Raw genomic sequence first — 18,663 nt, 5'->3', positions numbered from 1 at the left:
CATGCGTGCGGTAGTCATCGAGCAGTTCGGCGAACCCGAGGATGTCCTGACCACAGGAGAGCGGCCCGTCCCCGAACCCGGGCCGGGTGAGGTGCGCATCGCGACCGCGCTCGCCCCGATCCACAATCACGACCTGGCCATCATCCGCGGCACCTACGGGTACCGGCCGGAGCTGCCGGCCATCCCCGGCACCGAGGCCGTGGGCCGTGTCGATGCTCTGGGCCCGGATGTCACCGGCCTGGAAATCGGTCAGCGCGTGACGGTTTCAGGTGTGCGGGGCGCGTGGGCGGAGTACTTCGTCGCCATGGCGGGCGCGGTGGTGCCGGTGCCGGATTCGGTATCCGACGAAACCGCGAGCCAGTTGCTGGCCATGCCTCTGAGCGCCCTCATGCTGCTCGAGGATCTGAATGTCGAACCCGGCCAATGGATCGCGATCAATGCCGCCAATGGCGCTGTCGGTCGTCTGGTGAACCAGCTCGCCCGGGCCCGAGGCGTCCACGTGCTGAATCTTGTGCGCAGCGCAGTGGCCGCGAAGTCGTTGCGGGAGCTGGGCTTCGAACCGGTGCTCGAGACCGAGTCGGGGGAATGGCAGCAGCAGGTCGCGGAGGTCACCGGCGGTGAGCCCATCGCCCGGGCGGTGGACCAGGTCAGCGGTCCGGCGGCCAACGATCTGCTGTCGCTGCTCGGTCCGCGTGGCGAGCTCATCACCTTCGGCGCGCTGTCAGGCCGGCCGCTGGTCCTCAACCCGGGCCCGATCATCTTCAAACAGGCCGTGGTGAAGGGCTTCTGGGGTTCCAAGCGTGCCGAGGAGATCGGGGCGAGCGAACGTCGCCGCCTCATCACCGAACTGGTGACGCTGGCCGCCCGCGGCGAGTTGGATCTGGCCGTCGAGGCCACCTACCCGCTGAACGAGGCCGCCCAGGCCGCGGCCGCCAGCGAACGCCCCGGTCGCAACGCCAAGATCGCCCTCCGTGTCACCGCGCTGTCCGGCCGGTAGGACCGCGGCCGGCGTGATGGCGCCGGGCAGCTGCGCGAACAGAATCCGGCGACGCGCGGTGGCCGCGCTGTAGCGTCCGGCCATCACGGCGCGGGCCGCGAAGAAGATCTTCGCGGCCCGCCCGGCCGGATCGGCGGGATCAGAGCTTGCGGGGTGTGGGCGTCGGCCGCTGCGATGCGCGCACGAGCGGTGCGGCCATCGGACCTCACCGCGACGAGCCGACCGCCTCTCGGCCGATGAGCTACTCGATCGCGAAGACGTGTGCGGCGTTGTGGTAGCAGACCGCTCGCAGCCAGTCGTCGCCGAGATCCAGTCGTTCCAATGCGAACAGGGCGTGGCCGTATGGGTACGGGATATTGGGGAAGTCGCTGCCGAACAGGATGCGATCGCCGAGGTCGCGCAGACGCGGGAGTTCGGTGGTGGGAAAGGGGTCGCCGGCCTCGAAGAAGTCGGTGAAGTTCATGGTGGTGTCGAGCAGGACACCGTCGTAGGCTTCCGCGATATCGAGGAACTCACTGTATTCGGGCGCGCCCATGTGGGCGATGATCGGGCGTAGTCGCGGGAAATGCCGCAGCAATCGGGCGATCGGCTCCGGACCGGTGAATTCCCCTGCGGCGGGCCCGGATCCGCAATGGATGACCACCGGGATGCCCGCGTCCTGGATCAGGCCCCACACCTCGTCCAGCAGCGGATCGGCCGGATGGTAGTGCCCGACCTGGATGTGCAGCTTGAAGATTCGCGTCCCAGCCTCGATCGCGGCACGCACATAGTCGGCCGCGTGCGGCTCCGGATAGAACGTCGACGTGTGCAGGCAGTCCGGCGTGCGGGCGGCGAAATCGGCCGACCAGTCGTTGAGCCATGCCGCCATGTCCGGCTTGTGCGGGTAGACCATGGATGTGAAGGCGCGAACGCCGAAGCCGCGCAGCGTCTTCAACCGCACCTGCTCCTCGTCCCGATAGGTGATCGGCCAGGGGCGGTTGCCGACCAGCGGTCCCGCCGAGTCGAAGTAGCCCCACACCTTGCGCAGCACCTGCTCGGGCATGAAATGAGTGTGGATGTCGATGATGGCGGGCAGCCCCAGCCGCGTGCGGAACCCGGCGACGTACTCGATGTCCTGCTCGCCGGTCAACGGCTCGAATCTCCTTCCGCGAACACTGTTCGCGCGTACTCCCCGACGCGTTCGACGAGCCGCTCGAAGAACAGCTCCGGATCGGTCCCGATCACGATGTCGGCGTTGGGTTCTCGCCCCCACATGCCCGCCCAGTCGGCGACCGTGGCGGCGCGCGTGAGGGTTCCGGCCAGCTCGACGTCCACGGTCGCGGGCTTGGTGACGGCCAGACTCGGGTCCAGTGCGACGGCCGCCGCGAATGGGTCGTGCATGTGCGCCAGATAGCCTTGGTCGTAGAGCTTGTGGAAGTCGAAGTAGAAGCGGATCGCATCGGTCAGGTACCGCACCAGCGGATTGCTGGCCGCCGACCGCGCCTGCGGCGGATCGTTCTCGCTGACGTGCTCCACCGGCGTGCTCCCGGCCCGTTCGGCCAGCAGCGTCAGGTGCTTGGGCTTCATCTCGATGGTCTCGGTGATGTCGAGCGCGCATACGACGGGCCGCCGGTCCGCGGGCGCGGTGGAGAAGGCGTCGAAGACCTCCTTGGCCGCTTCCGGATCCACGTGCACGTTCCACTCGTTGGTCGGGGTGGTGTTGCCCGGGTGGTTGAACGCGCCACCCATGATGACCAGGCGCCGGAGCAGTTGTGGCAGGCGCGGTTCCATGCGCAGCGCGAGCGCGAGATTGGTGAGCGGCCCGGTGCACAGCCCGACGATCTCGCCCGGATGCTCACGCGCCAGATCGACCCACAACTGCGCGGCCGACCGGTCGGACAGGGGCCGGGTGGTGGGCGGCAGCTCGGCGTATCCCACGCCCCGCGGTCCGTGGGTGTCCTCGGTGGTGCGCAGCGGTATCGCGAGCGGCGTCAGCGCGCCCTGGGCCACCTCGAGTTCGGGGGCCCGCACCAGATCGAGGAGCGCGAGATTGTTCGCGGCTACCTGCGGCGCGGGCACATTGCCCGCGGTGGAGGCGATTCCGACGATCTCCGCCTCGGGGGAGGCCAGTAGGTAGAGCAGGCCCAGGGAGTCGTCGATGCCGGTGTCGTTGTCCATGAGGATCTTCTGCCGCACGGGTTCGAGGGTAACCGGAACGGTGCCGGTGTCCGGCACAGTCGCCGGGATGCGCATTGGCGACGACCGCCGTGGGGATGCTCACACCGATGGACGGGTACCAGCGCACGCCGTGAAACGGCCGTCTAGAACGCTTGTCTTAGACGTTGGTAGGGTGGAGTTATGGGAAATCGAGAAGATCTCTTGGCAGGCGCGCGCCAGGCCGTCCTGGAACGCGGCCTCGCCAAAGTGACCGCCCGGGATATCGCCAAGGCCGCCGGCGTGAGCCTGGCCGCGATCGGTTATCACTTCGGTTCCAAGGATCAATTGGTCACCGAGGCCATCACCGTGGGTATCGGCACCGAGATCGGTGACGGCATGGAGGCGGCCATTCGCGACGCGGGAGAGGGGCGCTCGCTGTGGGAGTCCCTGGCCGCGATCTGGAACGGCTTCATCGACGTCGCGCAGCGCAACCGCGACGGTCTGCTGTTGAGCACCGAGAACGGCATCCAGATCGCGCGGGATCCAGCACAGCAGGTCTACATGGCCGAGGCGAGCGCGGTCGCGCACCGCGGTATCGCCGAGGCCATCCATGCGGCACATCCGGACCTGAGTAAGGATCAGGCCGCCGCGGTCGGAAAGCTCCTGTTCCTGCTCTTCCAAGGACTCGCCATCCAGAAGGTGATCGCGCCGACCGTCGAACTGCTGGACGGCGATTCGCTGCTCACCGCCGTGGAGGCTATCCGGGGCAAGTGAACTCACCGCGGTGCTGGCTAGTTGTTGCGGATCATGACGTTGTAGACGCCTGCATGGAGGACCTCGACCGCTTTGCGTACACGGGTGCAGATGGATCTACTCGTTCCTTCTGGTGGACGATCTCAGGATGAGCATCGATCGTCACTGGATGACGGCAGACGAAGCATCAGCTGCGCTTGGCGTTCGGAAGCAGACGCTCTACGCATATGTCTCACGAGGACTTGTTCCTCGGGACGTGGCCCATGACAACGATGGGCGCCGGGTATCAAGGTTCGACCGATCGCACATTGTCGCGCTCGCCGCCGAGCGGTCGCGTGCCCGTGCCGGAGTCCTCACGGTGCTGATCGAGTCCGATGTGTCCGCACTGGATCCCGAGGGACGGCTGGCCTTTCGCGGTCATTCCATTGCCGACCTTGTCGATCGTGGATCATTCGAGGATGCGGCGGCACTGGTACTTCAAACCGACAGGTACCAGCCACAGCCTGCACTGATCCCCGAAGCGTCGGACCCTCTGCCGGTGGAAACAGCAAGTCGCCGCAGTGATGCCATCCGCGCAGCTGTGCTCACGGCCGCAGCGACCGATCCCGACCGCGGCAACACCAGCGCCATCCATTGCGTGTCCGTGGCCATGACAGCCGTCGAAGCTGGCTGCGTCGCAATCACCGGACTCACCTTGGAATCCGGATCGGTCGCCGCTCGGCTGAGCAGTGCGCTCGCAAGGTCGGCGACCACACCAGCCCTCGTCCGCTGTTTCGACGTGGCGCTGACACTGCTGATCGACCACGAACTCACCGCGTCGACCCTGGCCACACGTACGGCAGCCAGCGTCCAGGCCGACCCTTGGATGGCGATTCTCGCTGGCCAGTGCGCCATGAGCGGTCCGCGCCAAGCCGGGGCGATCCAGCTGGCGGGCGACGTGCTTCGCCGTTGGCTGGACGGAACAGTGCTGGACTGGGACAACCCACTGCCGGGGTTCGGGCATCGCGTCTACGTCGGGCCGGACCCTCGATACGAGCTGCTGATCACCGAAGTCGCCCACCTCGATGCCGAACTTGTCCGGCGTGTGGAAGGACTGTGTATCGAAGTGGTGAGGAGGCAGAGCCGGTATCCCAACGTCGACCTGGCGCTGGCGGCCCTGACCGTGGCAGCCGATGCGGATCCCAACTGCGGCGAGGTGCTGTTCACCCTCGCTCGAACGATCGGCCTCGCAGCACACGCAATCGAGGAGTATCCACACCGGCTGCGGCTACGCATGCGAGCACTCACGAGCCACCCCTGACGTCCACGGGGTGGAGACGTTGATCGAGTCAATGCCCGGCCCTGACCAGGACTGGCCGAGTCTGACGAGATGGACGAGCACACTCAGATTGGCCAACGGTATCGACAGTTCGCTGAACAGCAGGCTCACGGCAGTTCGCCAACGTTGGAAGCATGGGCCCACCTCGTGGCCGATGACCCGATCCTTCAGCGACAGTTGGCAACTCTTCCTGCGCACAAGCGACAGCCGAACCTGGTGTTCGCGGCCCTCCGCTGGCACGGTGCCACACCGGGCGACGAAACCTCCTTGCGCAACGGACTGCTCGAGATCTGGCGCGATGTCGAGCAGACCATCCTGCTGCGATCAACCCAGACGAACGAAGCGGCGCGATGCGCCGTTCTACTGCCACTGCTACACCGCATTGGTGGGCCGATTGCGTTGATCGAGCTCGGAGCCTCGGCCGGACTGTGCATGATTCCCGATCTATACAACTACCACTACTCCGACGGAACGATGGTCGTCCCGCCGACAGGACGTAGCGACCTGCTGATCGAGTGCGATATCACGGCAGGACACCTGCCACCGAAGCTCACGCCACCACAGATCGAGTGGAGGGCCGGCATCGACCTCAACCCGCTCGATCCGGCAGACTCCGACACGTGTGCGTGGCTGACCGCCCTTACCTGGCCCGAACACGAACAGCGACGCCAACGCCTCGAGACCGCCCTGCACCTCGCAGCACGATCGGCCGTGCACATCACCCGGGGCGATGTCAGAGACTCAGCCCAGATCGAGGCACTCGTGGCCGACGCGCCCCCCGATACCACTCCTGTGATCGTCCACTCCGCCACGCTCGGCTATCTGAGCCCCGACGATCGCGCCGCGACAGTCGAAGCCATCAGACGGACGCGTGCCCGCTGGATCAGCTTCGAAGGCCGCGGCATCGTCGAGACCGCACGGACGATCGTCGAACCACTCGCTCCGACCACACTCTTCGTCGGTTCACTCGATCAAGTCCCACTCGTACTCGCCGACGGACACGGTCACACGATGATGTTGCTTGACGATCACCGAGATGACACCGCTTGTCGCGCAGACCGGTAAGAGACCCGTGCTGTGACCCACCGTAATTCACCGCTGTCCGTCGAAGGGCGCCGGAGGCTCGTCGCGCGTTGTCAGCATCGCCCCATTGCTCATGTCGCTGCCGAGGGCTGCCGCTCCCACGGCAAAGGATCAGCGCAAGCGAGGCAGTCGAACGGGCCAGGACCGCCGGTGCCCGCGGCGGCTACGTCTACCTGCACTCAGCAATCGACGGATTCTCACGCGTCGCCTACACCGAGGCGCTCGCAGACGAGAAGGCGGTCACAGCAATTGGGTTCATGCACCGTGCGCGGGCCTTCTTCGACGCGCACGGAATCACGCATATCCAGCGGATCGTCACCGACAACGGCGCCTGCTACCGCGGCAAAGATTTCGCCAGAGCACTCCTCGGAGCACGGCACCTGCGAATCATGCCATACACCCCACGGCACAACGGAAAGGGGTCGAGCGCTACAACCGGATCCTTGCCGAAGAGTTCCTCTACGCCCGTGAATGGCGCTCTGAACAAAAGCGGTCAAAGGCCCTCGGCGTGTGGAACATCCACTACAACTATCACCGGCCACACAGCGCGGCCAGAAATCAGCCGCCAGCGACTCGGCTCCATCAAGGTGTCACCAACGTCATGGCCTCATACGGCTAGCCCGGCGGGACATGCCGCAGCCGGGTCATGGCGAGGACGGCCAACAGCAGCGCCGCGCCGGCCGCGATGGCGGCGGTGAGGTGCATACCGGAGAGGAAGGCGTGCTTGGCCGCGTCGGCCACCGCGCTGCCCACCGTGCCCGGCATGGTGCGGGCGACGTCGAGTGCCGCACCGAGCGTGTCGCGGGCCGCGCGGGCATCGGGCTCCCGCAAGCCGAGGGGCAGGGCGGTATCGAGCTGGTTTCGGTAGATGGCGACGCTGATGCTGCCGAGAATGGAAATGCCCAGCGCGCCGCCGAATTCGGCGCCGGTCTCCGAGAGTCCGGAGGCAGCGCCCGCCTGCTCGGGCGGCGCGGTGCCGACGATGAGTTCGGTGGTGATTCCGAAAACCGGTGCCAGACCGAAGGACACCAGTAGCGAAGCGGCGATGGTGAGCTCCACGCCGCCGGTCGCGGTGATCCGGGTGAGCAGCAGCAGCCCGCAGGCCGCCATGGCCATACCGCCACTGATCATGTAGGCGGGCCGTAGCACCTTCATGATGCGCGGGCCCAGCTGCGAGCCGATCATGAACCCGAGGCCCGCCGGGATGGTGGCGATGCCGGCTCGTAACGGCGACATGCCCAGCACCAGTTGGAAATACTGCCCGACGAACAGCGCGTAACCGAAGGCCACGAAGATCGAGACCATATTGATGGTGAGCGCGGTGCGGAAGCTGCCCAGTCGGAACAGACGCAGATCCAGCATCGGCTCGGACGTATTGAGCTGGCGCCGAACGAAAAGCGCGCCGATCGCGATCCCCGCAGTCAGCGCCGACACCGCGGCCGCGCCGGGACCGTCCTGGGCCGCCTTCTTCATGCCGAAGACCACCAGCAGCACCGCGGTCGTGCACAGTCCGGCGCTGACGAGGTCCAGGCGTCCGGCATCGGGATCGCGGAACTCGGGCAGTACGCGCGGCGCGAGAACGATCAGCAACACCATGACCGGCACGGCGAGCAGGAATACCGAACCCCACCAGAAGTGTTCGAGCATGATCCCGCCCGCCAGCGGTCCGATGGATCCGCCGACCGAGTAGGAGCCCACCCAGACCCCGACCGCGATGGATCGCTGGCTCGCGTCGTGAAACATGGTGAATATCAACGAGAGTGTGGAGGGCGCTAGGGTGGCCCCGGCCACGCCCAGCAGGGCGCGGCATCCGATCAGTATCGGCGCTGAGGGGGCGAAGGCCGCGATCACCGAGACCGCGGCGAAGGCGGCGGCGCCGACCATCAGCAGGCGCCGTCTGCCGATGCGGTCGCCGATGGTGCCCATGGTGAGCAGCAACCCCGCCACCATGAATCCGTAAACGTCGATGATCCAGAGCAATTGGGAGCTGGTCGGGCGGAGAACCTCGCTGATCTGGGGGACCGCGAGGTGCAGGACGGTGAGGTCCATCGAGTACACCAGGCAGGCCAGCGCGAGTACCGCCAATCCGGCCCATTCCCGTCTCCCCACCGAGGTGGCGCCGGCGGCGGTGAGCAAGGGAGCAGGTGTATCCACGATGACGTCCTCCATCCGCATGTCGACAGACGGGTCGACAATTTTGATGTCGGTTTCAGGATCCCATTTATTACCGCCGAACGAGAGATGAGTAGGCGAGTTGAAAGCCCTGTATTGCAACGTAAATCGCCTAATTCGCTGATGCACTTACGGGTGTGTGTGCAGCCCGTTGTATACATTTGCGAGGGTCACGAACCGTCCGGTCGGGCTTTCCAGGCGGGAGCACTCGAACCGTAGGTCGGAGCGGGCCACGGGTGGTCCGAATACTCGCCCAGCGCCGGGATCGCGGTGGTCACCGGGCCGTGGGTGACCGCATAGCGCGGATCCGGAGCCTGGGCGGAGGCGTGAACGGGTGTCCGACCCGGCGCCGTGAGCAGCCAGGACCCGGTGCGCGCCAGGGCGACCCGGACATCGTGACCCCGACCTTCGGCGCGGCGGGCACGCAGTGCGTCGAGCACGCCCGCCGCGAGCAGATATCCGCTGGCGTGGTCCAGCGCCTGCGCGGGGAGTGCGCCCGCAGATGGTTCGCCATGCGAATTATCTTGTGTGCCTTCGATAAGCGAAATTCCCGATGCGGCTTGCACGATGCTGTCGAAACCGCGTCGATCACCCCATGGGCCGAGTTCGCCCCAGGCCGAAACTCGGCCGTGCACAATTCCCGGTCGAATTTCCCCGGGCCGCACTCCCAGTCGTTCCAAGCTGCCCGGTCGGTAACCGGAGATGATTATGTCCGCATTGCTGATCAATTCGCGGAGAACGGGAAGGTCAGTACGCAGATCGACTACAGTTGATCGCTTCCCCTGGCACGTGTCCGAGAACTGCCAGCCGATTTCCGGCAATGCGGGCGGATCGATCCTCAGCACATCGGCTCCGAGCAGGGCCAATGCCCGCGAAGCCACCGGCCCGGCGATCACCCGGGTCAGATCGAGAACACGGAGACCGCGCAGCGGCAGTAGTTGTGTTGCGGCAGAAGGTAACTCGAACTCGCCACGATCGTCGCGCGCCTCGATGGCGACGAGCGGACCGGACGCTGCCGCCTTGCCCTGCGGACTGTCGCTCCACTCCTGTTCGGTGCGGACCCGCACCGCGATCGCGCCGTGCGCCACGGCCCGCTGTTCGATGTCGGCCGCGGTCAGCTCGGAGAAGCGGCGCACGAACTCGTCTCGGGTGGCCTCGGCCGGCAACTCCACAGCCGCGAGCAGCCGCGCGCGATGATGCGGATAGTTGGCGTGCGTGCGCACCCGCGCGTCCGCGGCCCTGAAGAATCCCGATAACTCCGCGAAGACGTCCGGTTTTTCGCCGTCGAGACGGAACAGCCGCTCACTCGAGAACGCCGCCGCGACCCGGGCCGGGTGGACGACGCTGCGCAGCGGCGGTAACCCGCAGGTCGCGCGCCAGCGATCCGCCGCGGCGGCGAAGGCCGCGACCGCGCCGCCCGCCAGCGCCCAGACCGGCAGTGTCGCAGCCAGATACGCGCCCGGATCGACCGCGGGCAATGGAGAGCCGGTGACGCCGATTCCGGTCTCGTAGTCGCGAACCAGCGCATCATAGGTAGCCACGATTCGACCCTATAGCCGGGCCTGGGCCCGACCACGGTGGCACATCTCACGGCATACTCGGTCGGATGAGTGCCCAACGACTCTCCGGAACCGCCTGGCTGCGCGAACTGAAATCCGACCCAGACCCCGCGACCGTACTGGTCTGCTTCCCGCCCGGCGGCGGCTCGGCCACCGCGTATCGGGCGCTGGCTCAGCGCTTCGGCTCCGGCACCGCGGTGTTCGGCGTGCAGTACCCGGGACGGCAGGACCGCCTCGGCGACGCGCCGGTGCCGGTCCTGACCGAGCTCGCCGCACTGGCCGCCGCGGACTTGCTGGCCTGGCCGAAGGCCGTGCGCCTGGCAATCTTCGGGCACAGCATGGGCGCGACCGTCGCCTACGAGGCCGCGCACCGCATCGAGGCGGACGGGCGCGAGCTGAGCCACCTGTTCGTCTCCGGCCGTCCCGCACCGGCTTTCGAGGAGACCGCGCGCCTGCACGCCGGCCCTGACGAGGGCCTCATCGCCGACCTGGAACGCCTGTCGAACGATCCGGCGTCAGTGCGCATACTGCGCGAGGAGCCGGGGCTGGCCGAACTGGTACTCCCGGCCGTCCGCAACGACTACCGCGCCGTGGAGACCTACAGGTACGCTCCCGGCGCGCCCCTGCGCGCGCCGATCACCGCACTGATCAGCTCTGCCGACCCGACGACATCGGTTGCGCAGGCGGGGCAGTGGCGCGACTACACGGCCGCGGACTTCGACCTGGCCACCTTCGAGGGCGGCCACTTCTACCTGGATCTCCCTGAAAACCTCTCGGCGATAGCCGGTTTGATCACCAGCACGCTGGCCGGAACGCTGCCCGACCGCTCGAATGGAGCCGTTGATTTGCCCCGATGAAGGCCCAACGCCGCACGTGTGAACCGGGAGGGGATGCTCGACGTGACGCGAACACGATCTGGCCGCCGCGGCGTCGGTGAACCCTCGCCGGGCTGAGAAGTCGCTCAGCCCTCGGAGATTGGGTTGCTGGAGTGTCCGACTGGCGGGATGGGTTGCAGCAGCGTGTGAAGAACACCGGCCCGCTGGTCGCCGCGGTGGCGATGATCCTCGCCGCGTGGGCATGGCGATCCGCGACAACGACCCGAACGGGATCTTCGAGGTCAGCCGGGAGGCTTCCGCGGGTCGTCCCGATCTGCCCCGCATCGCGGTCGCGACGACCGTGGTCGCGGCGGCACTGGTCGGCGCGGCGGTCGCCCTGTACGAGTGCTGGGCGCTGTTCGGGTCCTACCCGCCGGGTACAACGGTGGATTCCCTTGCGGTGCGGAGTCTCGCGGTGGTTGTTCGCGGTGGTCGCGGCGGCCCTGACCGTGCCGATCCGCGCCGTCGAGGCAGTGCCTGACGGTGCGGCGGCGGGACAGCAGGTACAGACCGACCCAGGACACGACGACACAGATCACCACGACCACCCGCACCTCCTCCAGCGCGCTGCGGGGATAGAGGACCCCGGTGATGTAGTGGTCGATGAACCCGCTCGGCGGCAGCCCCGCCTCGCCCGCCCGATGCCGCGCCCAGTTCTCCAGATTCGTCAGCGGGCATTCGACCTTGAACAGCACCGTGGAGAAGCCCCAGATGAAGGCCAGGATGTGCAACCAGATGGTGCGCGGCCAGCGCCAGGCGATGAACCCGCCCACCACGACGTAAACGACGAACGCGAAATGCGCGACCGCTGTCGCATCGGCGAGGAGCCGGTAGCCCATGACACCAGAATAGGAGCGATCAGCCCAGGTACTCCGATTCCAGGACGAGATCCTCGAGCAGCGACTGGTATTCGGTGTGGGTGTGGTGCTCGGTGGTGCGCCAGGTCGCGCCCTCGGATTCGCGCATGTACCGGCGATAGTCCGGAGCGCCGGGAATGCCGACATTGTCGGCCACCACCACGCTGCCGGGGTGCAACCAGCCGGCGTCCAGAATGGCCCTCAGATCCGGCAAGTAGGCGCTCTTGTCGTGGTCGATGAACACGAAATCGAGTGCGCCGGAACTCAATCCGTGCTCGTCGGCGAGCCGCTTCACGGTCGCCCCGCCGTCCCCGATGGTCCCGACGACCACGTTGACCCGGTCCGCGAGTCCGGCGTGGGCCAGCAGGGACCTCGCGATATCCGCATTGTCGGGATTCATCTCGACGGATACCAGCCGGGCGTCGCCGCCGAGCAGCCGCGCCGTGCGGATCGCGCTGTACCCGCAATAGCCGCCCAGCTCGAGCAGTAACCGCGGCGCGGTTTTCCGCAACGCGGCATCGAGGATGAGGCCCTTCTCGTCGCCGATATTCACCAGCAGGCTGTGATTGCGGGCGAAGTCGTCGAACGCCGCGAGTACGCCGTCGGGATCCCCGGCGGCCGAATGGGCGAGCACGAACTCCCGCGCCGCCCGCTCCCGGCCGTCACCCACCTGCCCGGTCCGCAGAAAAGTCCGTCCGCCCAGCGCGAAGCGAATGACCGACCAGCGCAGGAACGGCAGCCGATCGCGCACAGTCGCGGCCAACGACTTACCACCCATGGGATTCCTTGTCCTCGTCGTAGGGGATCGGGGTCGTGGGGGATCGGGGTCGTGGGGGATCGGGTCGATTATGGCCCTGCTCTCTCATGACGGGTAGAGGCGGTCAGTCGCGTTCGGAGAGGAACAGGGCATAGCGGGCGCGCGGGTCGGTCCAGGCGCGGGTGACGGTGAAACCGGCGGTGGCGAGCTCGGCGCGGAGGGTTTCGGGGCGAAACTTGGCGGAGATCTCGGTGCGTAGATCCTCGCCACGGGCGAAGTGCACGGTCATGTCGAGGTCACGGATGTCGACGCGCATGTCGCGGGTGGCCCGCAGGCGCATTTCGATCCACTCGGCGTCCGGGTCCCAGATGGCGACGTGGGCGAAGCGGTCGGGCACGAAGTCGGCGCGCAGACGATAGTTGAGGACCCGCAGGACGTTTCGATTGAACTCGGCCGTGATCCCTGCGGCGTCGTCGTACGCCGGGATCAGAACGTCCGGGTCGGTCACCAGACCCGCGCCGAGCAGCAGCTGCTCACCGGGGTTCAGCACCTCGCGCAGATCGCTCAGGAAGACGGCGCGTTCGGTGGGAACGAGGTTGCCGAGCGTGCCACCCAGGAAGGCGACCAGGCGACGGCCACCGCCGGGCAGCGTGCGCAACGTGTCGGTGAAGTCGCTGACCACCCCGTGCACGGACAGGCCCGCGAACTCGGCGGCCGCCTGCGCCGCCGCACCGCGCAGCGCGGACAACGAGACATCCTGGGGGACATACGCTTTCAGCGGACCGCCGGCAGACAGCGCCGACAGCAGCAGCCGCGTCTTGGCGGCGGAGCCCGCGCCCAACTCCACCAACACCTCGGCCTGCGCGAGCGCGGCGATCTCGTCGACGGCGCGCTCGAGCAGCGTCCGCTCGGTGCGGTTGGGGAAGTACTCGGGCAGGTTGGTGATCTCCTCGAACAACTCGCTTCCGCGGGCATCGTATAACCACTTGGGGGGCAGCCATTTCGAGTCCGCGGTGAGCCCGCGCAGGACGTCGGCGCGCAGCGCGGCGGTGAGGTCGGCGTCGGTCAGGTGGATGTCCAGCTTCGGCTCGGTCATGGGAGCGTCCTTTCGGATTCGTCGGGGTGCGGGTCGAGGGCCGGCCGGATGCCGGCGAAGATCTGGTGACGGATCGGGTGATCCCGGTTGCCGAGTGCCGCGGCGGGCCACCGAATCGGCGCCGAAACCGCGGCCGCGCACTACCTTGTCAACGCGGCCGAAGAAGACCTGGGAGATGTGGTGCGGGTGATCGGCCCGGCATGGCAGACAGGCCCGGGTGGCCGACGGGCGATGGTCATCGGGCCGCGCGTACGGCGGCGGTCCGGTGCGCGGTCGCGACGGCGCAATCCGGTGTGCGCGCGTCGCGGCATCGCCGCACCGTGCGGGCGAGATCCCGTGCGGCGTCCGGCGTCCGGGCATGCGCTTCGGCGAGCGCCAGCAGTTCCACGGCGGCGCCGCGGAGGCCGGGATCGGCCAGACCATCGCGGGCGGCGTCCCGCCACCGACCGGCCACCGGAGTCGCCACCGCGGTCGCCTCCTCGATCACCCGGGGCGCGGACAGCAGCGCCTCGATCGTCCACACCGGCACCCGCCAGTCAGGGCCGGGCTGGGCGTCCAGATAGCGGATCTCGAGGTGACCGACCGGACGAACCGGCGGAAACAGCGTGGTCAGGTGATAGTCGAGGTCATCGATGCCGGGGCGGCGGCCCAGATCCTCATCCAATGCGCCGGAAAGCCATTCGCCGAATGTGGCCCCGGACGGCGCGGTCCACTCGGCGTCGGCGCCGGGACGGCGCACACACAGCAGCGGTACGTCGAGGGCCCAGCGCGAGTACCCGGAAACCGGATCGGTCCAGTCGCACACCGGCGGCTGGGTCCGGGTGCGGTCGAGGCGCAGCCAGGCGCGCATGCGCTGGGACGCCCAGTCCCCGGCCGGTGCGCCGCGCAGCGTCGGCGAGCACGCGAAGGCCGCCACCAGCGCGGGTCCGATGGTGTAGAGGGCGCGCCAGCGGGCCGCCACCTCACGGGCGTCGCCCCCGGCGTCCACGCTGACCTGGGTGGCGGCCGTACTGCACATCATGAGCTTGCCGAAGGGCCCGATGCCGTCGAAGACACGCTCCATGGCGCGGTAGCGCGGCGAGCACAGCACCCGGTGCGGTCGCCGCTTGGGGTCGGCGGCGCCGGAAAGCCGCCGGATGGACCGCGATTCGAGCAGGCGATCCAGGAAGTCCACGTCCGCGCCGAGCCGCTCACACAGGTCGTCGGCGTCTTCGAAAGGGGCGCTGGACAATTCGATCTGGCCGCCGGGCTCCACCGTGACTCGGCTGCCGGCCGGAAGGGGCAGCGCGGGAGAGTGCGGTGCGATCGAGCGCGGAGCGTACGGCCCCAGGGCGGCGGCCAGCGCGGTCGGCGCCGGCCGCGGCCCGGCGGCCCCGGTGGGCGCGGACTTCGGCATTTCGGCTGTGAGCCATTCGAGTTCGGCTCCGATGAGGGTGGGCGGCCCCTGCTTGAAGCACACACCTCCGATGTAGGCCTCGGCCGCCGCGCGCGACGGAAGCTCCTCGGCCGGGGCGAGATCGGCCGTTCCGGGGCGCGCGCTCGCGGCCGAGTCACAGGTCATGTCGATCACGGATCACTCCGTTCGTTCGGGGCGCGAGACCACCGCGCAGGACCAGGTGAAGCCGACGCCCGCGCTGAGCACCAGCGCGAATTCCCCGGGCGCCAGCAGGGATTCGCCGAGCAGGTCGGCCAGCCCGGCGGCCAGATCGCCCGCCCCCAGATGCCCGGTGTCGCGCCCGAAGTCGACCGGAGCGGCCGTGGTCAGTTCGGCCACCAGCGGCCGGTAGGCGGACTCGAGGGTGTCGGAATGGAAGCGCGGCAGCACGATCCGGGTCAGGCGCGGCTCGTCGCCGGTGAGGTGCGCGTCGGCCAGCGCCGTGGTGATCACCTCGGTCACCTTGCGCCGCTCGATGGTCGCGTAGTGATCGCGCGGGAGGCGGCGCAGAAATGCCTTCTTGGTGGCGCGGATGTCGATGGTGCCGCGCAGCCAGCGCGGCGCGGGGGAGGCCGGATCGTCGCCGCGGGTCATGGCCTCCAACTCGGGGGTGGCGACGGTGGCGATGGTGTGCAGCCACAGCCTCGGCCGGGCCTCGGCCTCGGTGGACAACAGCACCGCGGTCCCGGCATCGCCGTAGGCGACACCGTAATCGCCGGTCCAGCGCCGGAATCCGGGCTCGGCGAAGCGGTCACCGGTGCCGATCAAGGCGCGTCGGCAGCCGGGATCGCCGCGCAGATAGGCGGCCGCGGTCTGCACCGCGGCCGCGCCGCCGTTGCACATTTGCTGAATGCCCAGCGGCAGAGCGGTATTCGCGCCGAGCCGGTCGGCCACATAGTGGGCCGGGGACCAGAAGTCGTGACCCTGATAGTGACTCCACGCGTAGAACAGCAGCCCGAGGTCCGCGCCGTCCCACCCGGCCCCGGCCAGCGCGTCCCGCCCGGCCAGCACCGCCAATTCCGGCCCCGACAGCGACTCCGACACCGCCAGCGCCGCGTAGCCCGGATCCGCCGGGCGCAGTGCCTCCTCCACCTCGTCGGGCTGCTGCCGGTGCGCGGGCAGCCAGCGGGTCGCGGCCATCACCGCGACCGGCTCTCTCGTGCGCATCCCTACTCCTGCCCGGTACGCAGCGTGCATGTCGCGGTCGCGAACACCGCATCGTCCACGCGCAGTTCCGCGCGGGTGCGCACCAGACCATCGGAGACGGACCCGGCCTCCCCGTACAACGACACCCACACCTCGGTCGGCAGCGGCCGCCGGTACTCCACGGCGAGATCGGCAATGGCCAAGCCCGCCAACGAGATTCCCTTCTCAGTGAGCATCCGGTAGGCCGCCCAGCCCGCCACCTCCTCCAGCAGCGCCGCCACCAGCCCGTTGTGCAGCCGCCCCGGCGCGCCGTGATACTGCGGATCGGCGAACCAGGCCGCCCCGACGCCCGGCCCCTCCGGCAGATAGCGCAGCAGCAGCCCGTCGGTGCGGACCGGCCCGCACGCCCAGCAGGACGAGCCGGCCGCGATGGCGTCATTGAGCGTCTGTCCCTCGATCAGCTCCACAGCAGACCCCCGTTCACTTCCAGAATGTGCGAATTCACGTACGACGCATCGTCGCTGGCGAGGAACACCACCGACCTGCCCACCTCGTCGCCGGTGCCGCTGCGCCCGGACAGCAGCCGCCCGGCGACCTGCTCCCACACCAGGTCGTTCTCCGACAGTCGCGCCCCGAGCCCGGTGTCGACGAAACCGGGCGCGACCGCGTTGACGGTGATGCCGTCACCGGCCAGCTCGGCGGCGCAGGACCGCACGAACATCTCGATCGCCGCCTTGGACGCGCAGTACGCGCTCGCGCCGGGCGAGACCCGGGTGGACAGCGCCGACGAGATGGCGATGATCCGCCCGCCACCGCTGCCCCGCAGGTACGGGACGGCCGAGCGCACGCAGTAGTAGGTGCCGATGAGGTTCGTCTGGATGACCTCGGTCCAGCGCTCGGGATCGATGGTGGCGATCATGCCGTCATTGCTCATCCCCGCGTTGCACACCAACACGTCCAGCCGGCCGAAGTGGCGCACCGTCGCCGTCATCAGGTTCTCGACCGACGCCAGATCCCGCACGTCGGTCGGCTCGAAATGCACACGGTCGCCGCCGAATTCGCGGACCAGCGCCAGCTCGCCCGCGGACCGGGCCGCACACACCACCTTCGCGCCCTCGGCGAGCGCGGATTCGGCGATCGAGCGGCCCAGCCCGCGGGTGCCGCCGGTGACGATCACGACCTTCCCGCGTAGCCGCATCAGATGATCCCGACCATCGCCGCGCCAGCCGGGACCGCGTCCCAGATCACCGCGTCCGGGTCGCCGTCGCGCAGCAGGTTCGCCATGCGCTGGCGCAGGATGATGTTGGTGCCGTCGGAGTGCAGCCAGATGGAGGCGTCGCGCAGCAGCTTCTCGATGCCGTTCTCCTTCATCACCCCGTGCCCACCCCACAGCTCCATGGCGCGCCGCGCGGAGTCGAAGACGCGTTCGGAGGTGATGAGTTTGGGTGCGACCGCGAGCGCCGGGTCGAAGGTCTCGGGGGTGCGCGCCTGCCAGGCCGCGCGCCAGATGTAGGTGCGGCTGACATCCACGTTGAGATACATGTCGGCCAGGTATGAGCCGACCGCTTGGTGCTCGATGATCGGCACGCCGCCCTGCACCCGCTCGCGGCACCACCGCAGGGTCCGATCGAAGCATTCGCGTCCCACCCCCAGCGCGCAGGACGCAGCATAGGAGTTGCTGGCCCGCAGCAGCCGGCCGACGCTGCGCAATGCGGTGCCGGGCTCGCCGAGCACGTCCTCGTCGGGCACGAAGACGTTCTCATAGAAGATCTCCGCGTTGTTGGCGATGCGTTCACCATTCTTGTCGTGCACGCGGCCGATGCGGAAGCCTTCGGCGTCGGCGGGCACGACGAACGCGGTCACGCTCTCGGTCAGCGGGCCGTCCTTGTCGGTGCGGGCGAAACACAGCACGGTGTCGGCGCGGTTGGCATTGGAGATGTAGTGCTTCATGCCGTTGATCCGATACCCGCCCTCGACCTTCTCGGCGAAGGTCTGCATGCCGCCGCCGCGGCCGGTGTAGGGCAACAGGTTGTCCGATCCGGCGGACGGCTCGGTGAACGAGGCGGCGAACAGGCCGCGCGGGTTGTCGGCATTGCGGGCAAGATGGTTCTTGCGCTGATACTCGGTGCCCAGTTCGTTGAGCATCTGCGCGAACTTCCAGTGCTGGGCCAGCACGACCGCGATGCCCAGATCGGCGGCCGCGATCTCCTCGAGGATCATGCAGTTGGTGACATAGTCGGTGGCCGCGCCCCCGAATTCGACCGGCAGCGGGGCCTGGCGCAGACCGTGCTCGTTGGCGGCCTCGACCAGTTCCCAGGACCACGCCAGCTCGGGGTCGGTGTGGGCGTCGAGCTGCGCGGCGACGGGCCGCACGACGGTGTCGGCGAAGGAGCGGGCCTTGGCGCGCCAGGTGATCATCTCATCGGTCAGCGTGAATTCCATTGTCTTTCATACCTTCTCGGTCGAGCGCTGATCGCGG

16 protein-coding genes and 2 pseudogenes are annotated in these 18,663 nt (G+C 68.3%); 6 read left to right on the top strand and 12 right to left on the bottom strand.

Annotation, left to right across the window (positions count from 1 at the left end; genetic code table 11):
* The first annotated feature begins 1 nt into the window (after position 1).
* Positions 2–997 carry a zinc-binding dehydrogenase gene (locus GLP40_RS27055; protein WP_154790826.1) on the top strand — a complete coding sequence of 332 codons (996 nt, stop codon included), beginning with the start codon at positions 2–4 and terminating at the stop codon, positions 995–997.
* 241 nt (positions 998–1,238) lie between these two features.
* Here the strand turns inward: GLP40_RS27055 and GLP40_RS27050 are convergent, their stop codons facing one another.
* Positions 1,239–2,126, bottom strand: a complete 888-nt coding sequence (locus GLP40_RS27050) for an amidohydrolase family protein (RefSeq protein ID WP_154790825.1) — start codon at positions 2,124–2,126, stop codon at positions 1,239–1,241.
* On the bottom strand, positions 2,123–3,154 hold the full coding sequence (locus GLP40_RS27045; RefSeq protein ID WP_196054816.1) for a nucleoside hydrolase: 1,032 nt from the start codon (positions 3,152–3,154) through the stop codon (positions 2,123–2,125). The genes GLP40_RS27050 and GLP40_RS27045 overlap by 4 nt, the downstream gene beginning before the upstream one ends.
* Positions 3,155–3,334: 180 nt before the next feature.
* Between GLP40_RS27045 and GLP40_RS27040 the strand changes: the two genes are divergently transcribed.
* From GLP40_RS27040 to GLP40_RS27025, 4 genes and pseudogenes are all read left to right on the top strand, one after another.
* Entirely contained in the window at positions 3,335–3,907 is a 573-nt protein-coding gene (locus tag GLP40_RS27040; protein ID WP_154790823.1) for a TetR/AcrR family transcriptional regulator, read from the top strand.
* A 127-nt stretch (positions 3,908–4,034) separates the two neighbouring features.
* Positions 4,035–5,186: a citrate/2-methylcitrate synthase gene (locus GLP40_RS27035; RefSeq protein ID WP_230329982.1), complete on the top strand. Its 1,152-nt coding sequence runs from the start codon at positions 4,035–4,037 to the stop codon at positions 5,184–5,186.
* Positions 5,187–5,255: 69 nt separating this feature from the next.
* On the top strand, positions 5,256–6,269 hold the full coding sequence (locus tag GLP40_RS27030) for a DUF2332 domain-containing protein (RefSeq protein ID WP_154790822.1): 1,014 nt from the start codon (positions 5,256–5,258) through the stop codon (positions 6,267–6,269).
* 105 nt (positions 6,270–6,374) lie between these two features.
* A pseudogene (locus GLP40_RS27025) lies at positions 6,375–6,906 on the top strand (integrase core domain-containing protein); the annotation flags it as partial.
* Here the strand turns inward: GLP40_RS27025 and GLP40_RS27020 are convergent.
* Both GLP40_RS27020 and GLP40_RS27015 read right to left on the bottom strand, forming a co-directional pair.
* A complete protein-coding gene (locus GLP40_RS27020; protein ID WP_328290711.1) occupies positions 6,903–8,441 on the bottom strand; it encodes an MFS transporter in 1,539 nt (512 codons plus the stop codon). The pseudogene GLP40_RS27025 and the gene GLP40_RS27020 sit on opposite strands and share 4 nt — an antisense overlap.
* Before the next feature lie 188 nt (positions 8,442–8,629).
* Entirely contained in the window at positions 8,630–10,000 is a 1,371-nt protein-coding gene (locus GLP40_RS27015; RefSeq protein WP_328290710.1) for a CoA transferase, read from the bottom strand.
* Positions 10,001–10,065: 65 nt separating this feature from the next.
* On the opposite strand from GLP40_RS27015, the gene GLP40_RS27010 reads away from it, so the two are divergent.
* Entirely contained in the window at positions 10,066–10,875 is an 810-nt protein-coding gene (locus GLP40_RS27010; protein WP_154790821.1) for a thioesterase II family protein, read from the top strand.
* Positions 10,876–11,381: 506 nt separating this feature from the next.
* On the opposite strand, the pseudogene GLP40_RS34130 reads toward GLP40_RS27010, so the two are convergent.
* From GLP40_RS34130 to GLP40_RS26970, 8 genes and pseudogenes are all read right to left on the bottom strand, one after another.
* Positions 11,382–11,732, bottom strand: a pseudogene (locus GLP40_RS34130) (DUF2784 domain-containing protein); the annotation flags it as partial.
* 19 nt (positions 11,733–11,751) lie between these two features.
* A complete protein-coding gene (locus GLP40_RS27000; protein WP_154790819.1) occupies positions 11,752–12,528 on the bottom strand; it encodes an O-methyltransferase in 777 nt (258 codons plus the stop codon).
* Positions 12,529–12,631: 103 nt separating this feature from the next.
* Positions 12,632–13,603 (bottom strand): L-histidine N(alpha)-methyltransferase, encoded by a 972-nt coding sequence (gene egtD / locus GLP40_RS26995; RefSeq protein ID WP_154790818.1) that lies wholly within the window; start codon positions 13,601–13,603, stop codon positions 12,632–12,634.
* Positions 13,604–13,838: 235 nt separating this feature from the next.
* Positions 13,839–15,164, bottom strand: a complete 1,326-nt coding sequence (gene egtA / locus GLP40_RS26990; protein ID WP_154790895.1) for an ergothioneine biosynthesis glutamate--cysteine ligase EgtA — start codon at positions 15,162–15,164, stop codon at positions 13,839–13,841.
* Between the two features lie 12 nt (positions 15,165–15,176).
* A complete protein-coding gene (locus GLP40_RS26985) occupies positions 15,177–16,205 on the bottom strand; it encodes a ketoacyl-ACP synthase III family protein (RefSeq protein ID WP_154790817.1) in 1,029 nt (342 codons plus the stop codon).
* Between the two features lie 2 nt (positions 16,206–16,207).
* The gene (locus tag GLP40_RS26980) at positions 16,208–16,651 is read right to left on the bottom strand and encodes a PaaI family thioesterase (protein ID WP_154790816.1); all 444 of its coding nucleotides are present in this window, start codon (positions 16,649–16,651) and stop codon (positions 16,208–16,210) included.
* Entirely contained in the window at positions 16,642–17,382 is a 741-nt protein-coding gene (locus GLP40_RS26975; protein ID WP_154790815.1) for an SDR family NAD(P)-dependent oxidoreductase, read from the bottom strand. The genes GLP40_RS26980 and GLP40_RS26975 overlap by 10 nt, the downstream gene beginning before the upstream one ends.
* A complete protein-coding gene (locus GLP40_RS26970) occupies positions 17,382–18,626 on the bottom strand; it encodes an acyl-CoA dehydrogenase family protein (protein WP_154790814.1) in 1,245 nt (414 codons plus the stop codon). The genes GLP40_RS26975 and GLP40_RS26970 overlap by 1 nt, the downstream gene beginning before the upstream one ends.
* Between the last annotated feature and the right edge of the window lie 37 nt (positions 18,627–18,663).

This window comes from Nocardia aurantiaca (genome assembly GCF_009708175.1).
GTDB classification, from domain to species: domain Bacteria; phylum Actinomycetota; class Actinomycetes; order Mycobacteriales; family Mycobacteriaceae; genus Nocardia; species Nocardia aurantiaca.
This window is presented reverse-complemented; position numbering and strand designations above follow the sequence as displayed.

Bases quoted from the DNA above. Each gene is read 5' to 3' on its own strand.
- GLP40_RS27055 (WP_154790826.1), top strand. From the start codon at position 2: ATGCGTGCGGTAGTCATCGAGCAGTTCGGCGAACCCGAGGATGTCCTG.
- GLP40_RS27045 (WP_196054816.1), bottom strand. From the start codon at position 3,154: ATGGACAACGACACCGGCATCGACGACTCCCTGGGCCTGCTCTACCTA.
- GLP40_RS27040 (WP_154790823.1), top strand. From the start codon at position 3,335: ATGGGAAATCGAGAAGATCTCTTGGCAGGCGCGCGCCAGGCCGTCCTG.
- GLP40_RS27035 (WP_230329982.1), top strand. From the start codon at position 4,035: ATGAGCATCGATCGTCACTGGATGACGGCAGACGAAGCATCAGCTGCG.
- GLP40_RS27030 (WP_154790822.1), top strand. From the start codon at position 5,256: ATGGACGAGCACACTCAGATTGGCCAACGGTATCGACAGTTCGCTGAA.
- GLP40_RS27010 (WP_154790821.1), top strand. From the start codon at position 10,066: ATGAGTGCCCAACGACTCTCCGGAACCGCCTGGCTGCGCGAACTGAAA.
- GLP40_RS27000 (WP_154790819.1), bottom strand. From the start codon at position 12,528: ATGGGTGGTAAGTCGTTGGCCGCGACTGTGCGCGATCGGCTGCCGTTC.
- egtD (WP_154790818.1), bottom strand. From the start codon at position 13,603: ATGACCGAGCCGAAGCTGGACATCCACCTGACCGACGCCGACCTCACC.
- egtA (WP_154790895.1), bottom strand. From the start codon at position 15,164: ATGACCTGTGACTCGGCCGCGAGCGCGCGCCCCGGAACGGCCGATCTC.
- GLP40_RS26985 (WP_154790817.1), bottom strand. From the start codon at position 16,205: ATGCGCACGAGAGAGCCGGTCGCGGTGATGGCCGCGACCCGCTGGCTG.
- GLP40_RS26975 (WP_154790815.1), bottom strand. From the start codon at position 17,382: ATGCGGCTACGCGGGAAGGTCGTGATCGTCACCGGCGGCACCCGCGGG.
- GLP40_RS26970 (WP_154790814.1), bottom strand. From the start codon at position 18,626: ATGGAATTCACGCTGACCGATGAGATGATCACCTGGCGCGCCAAGGCC.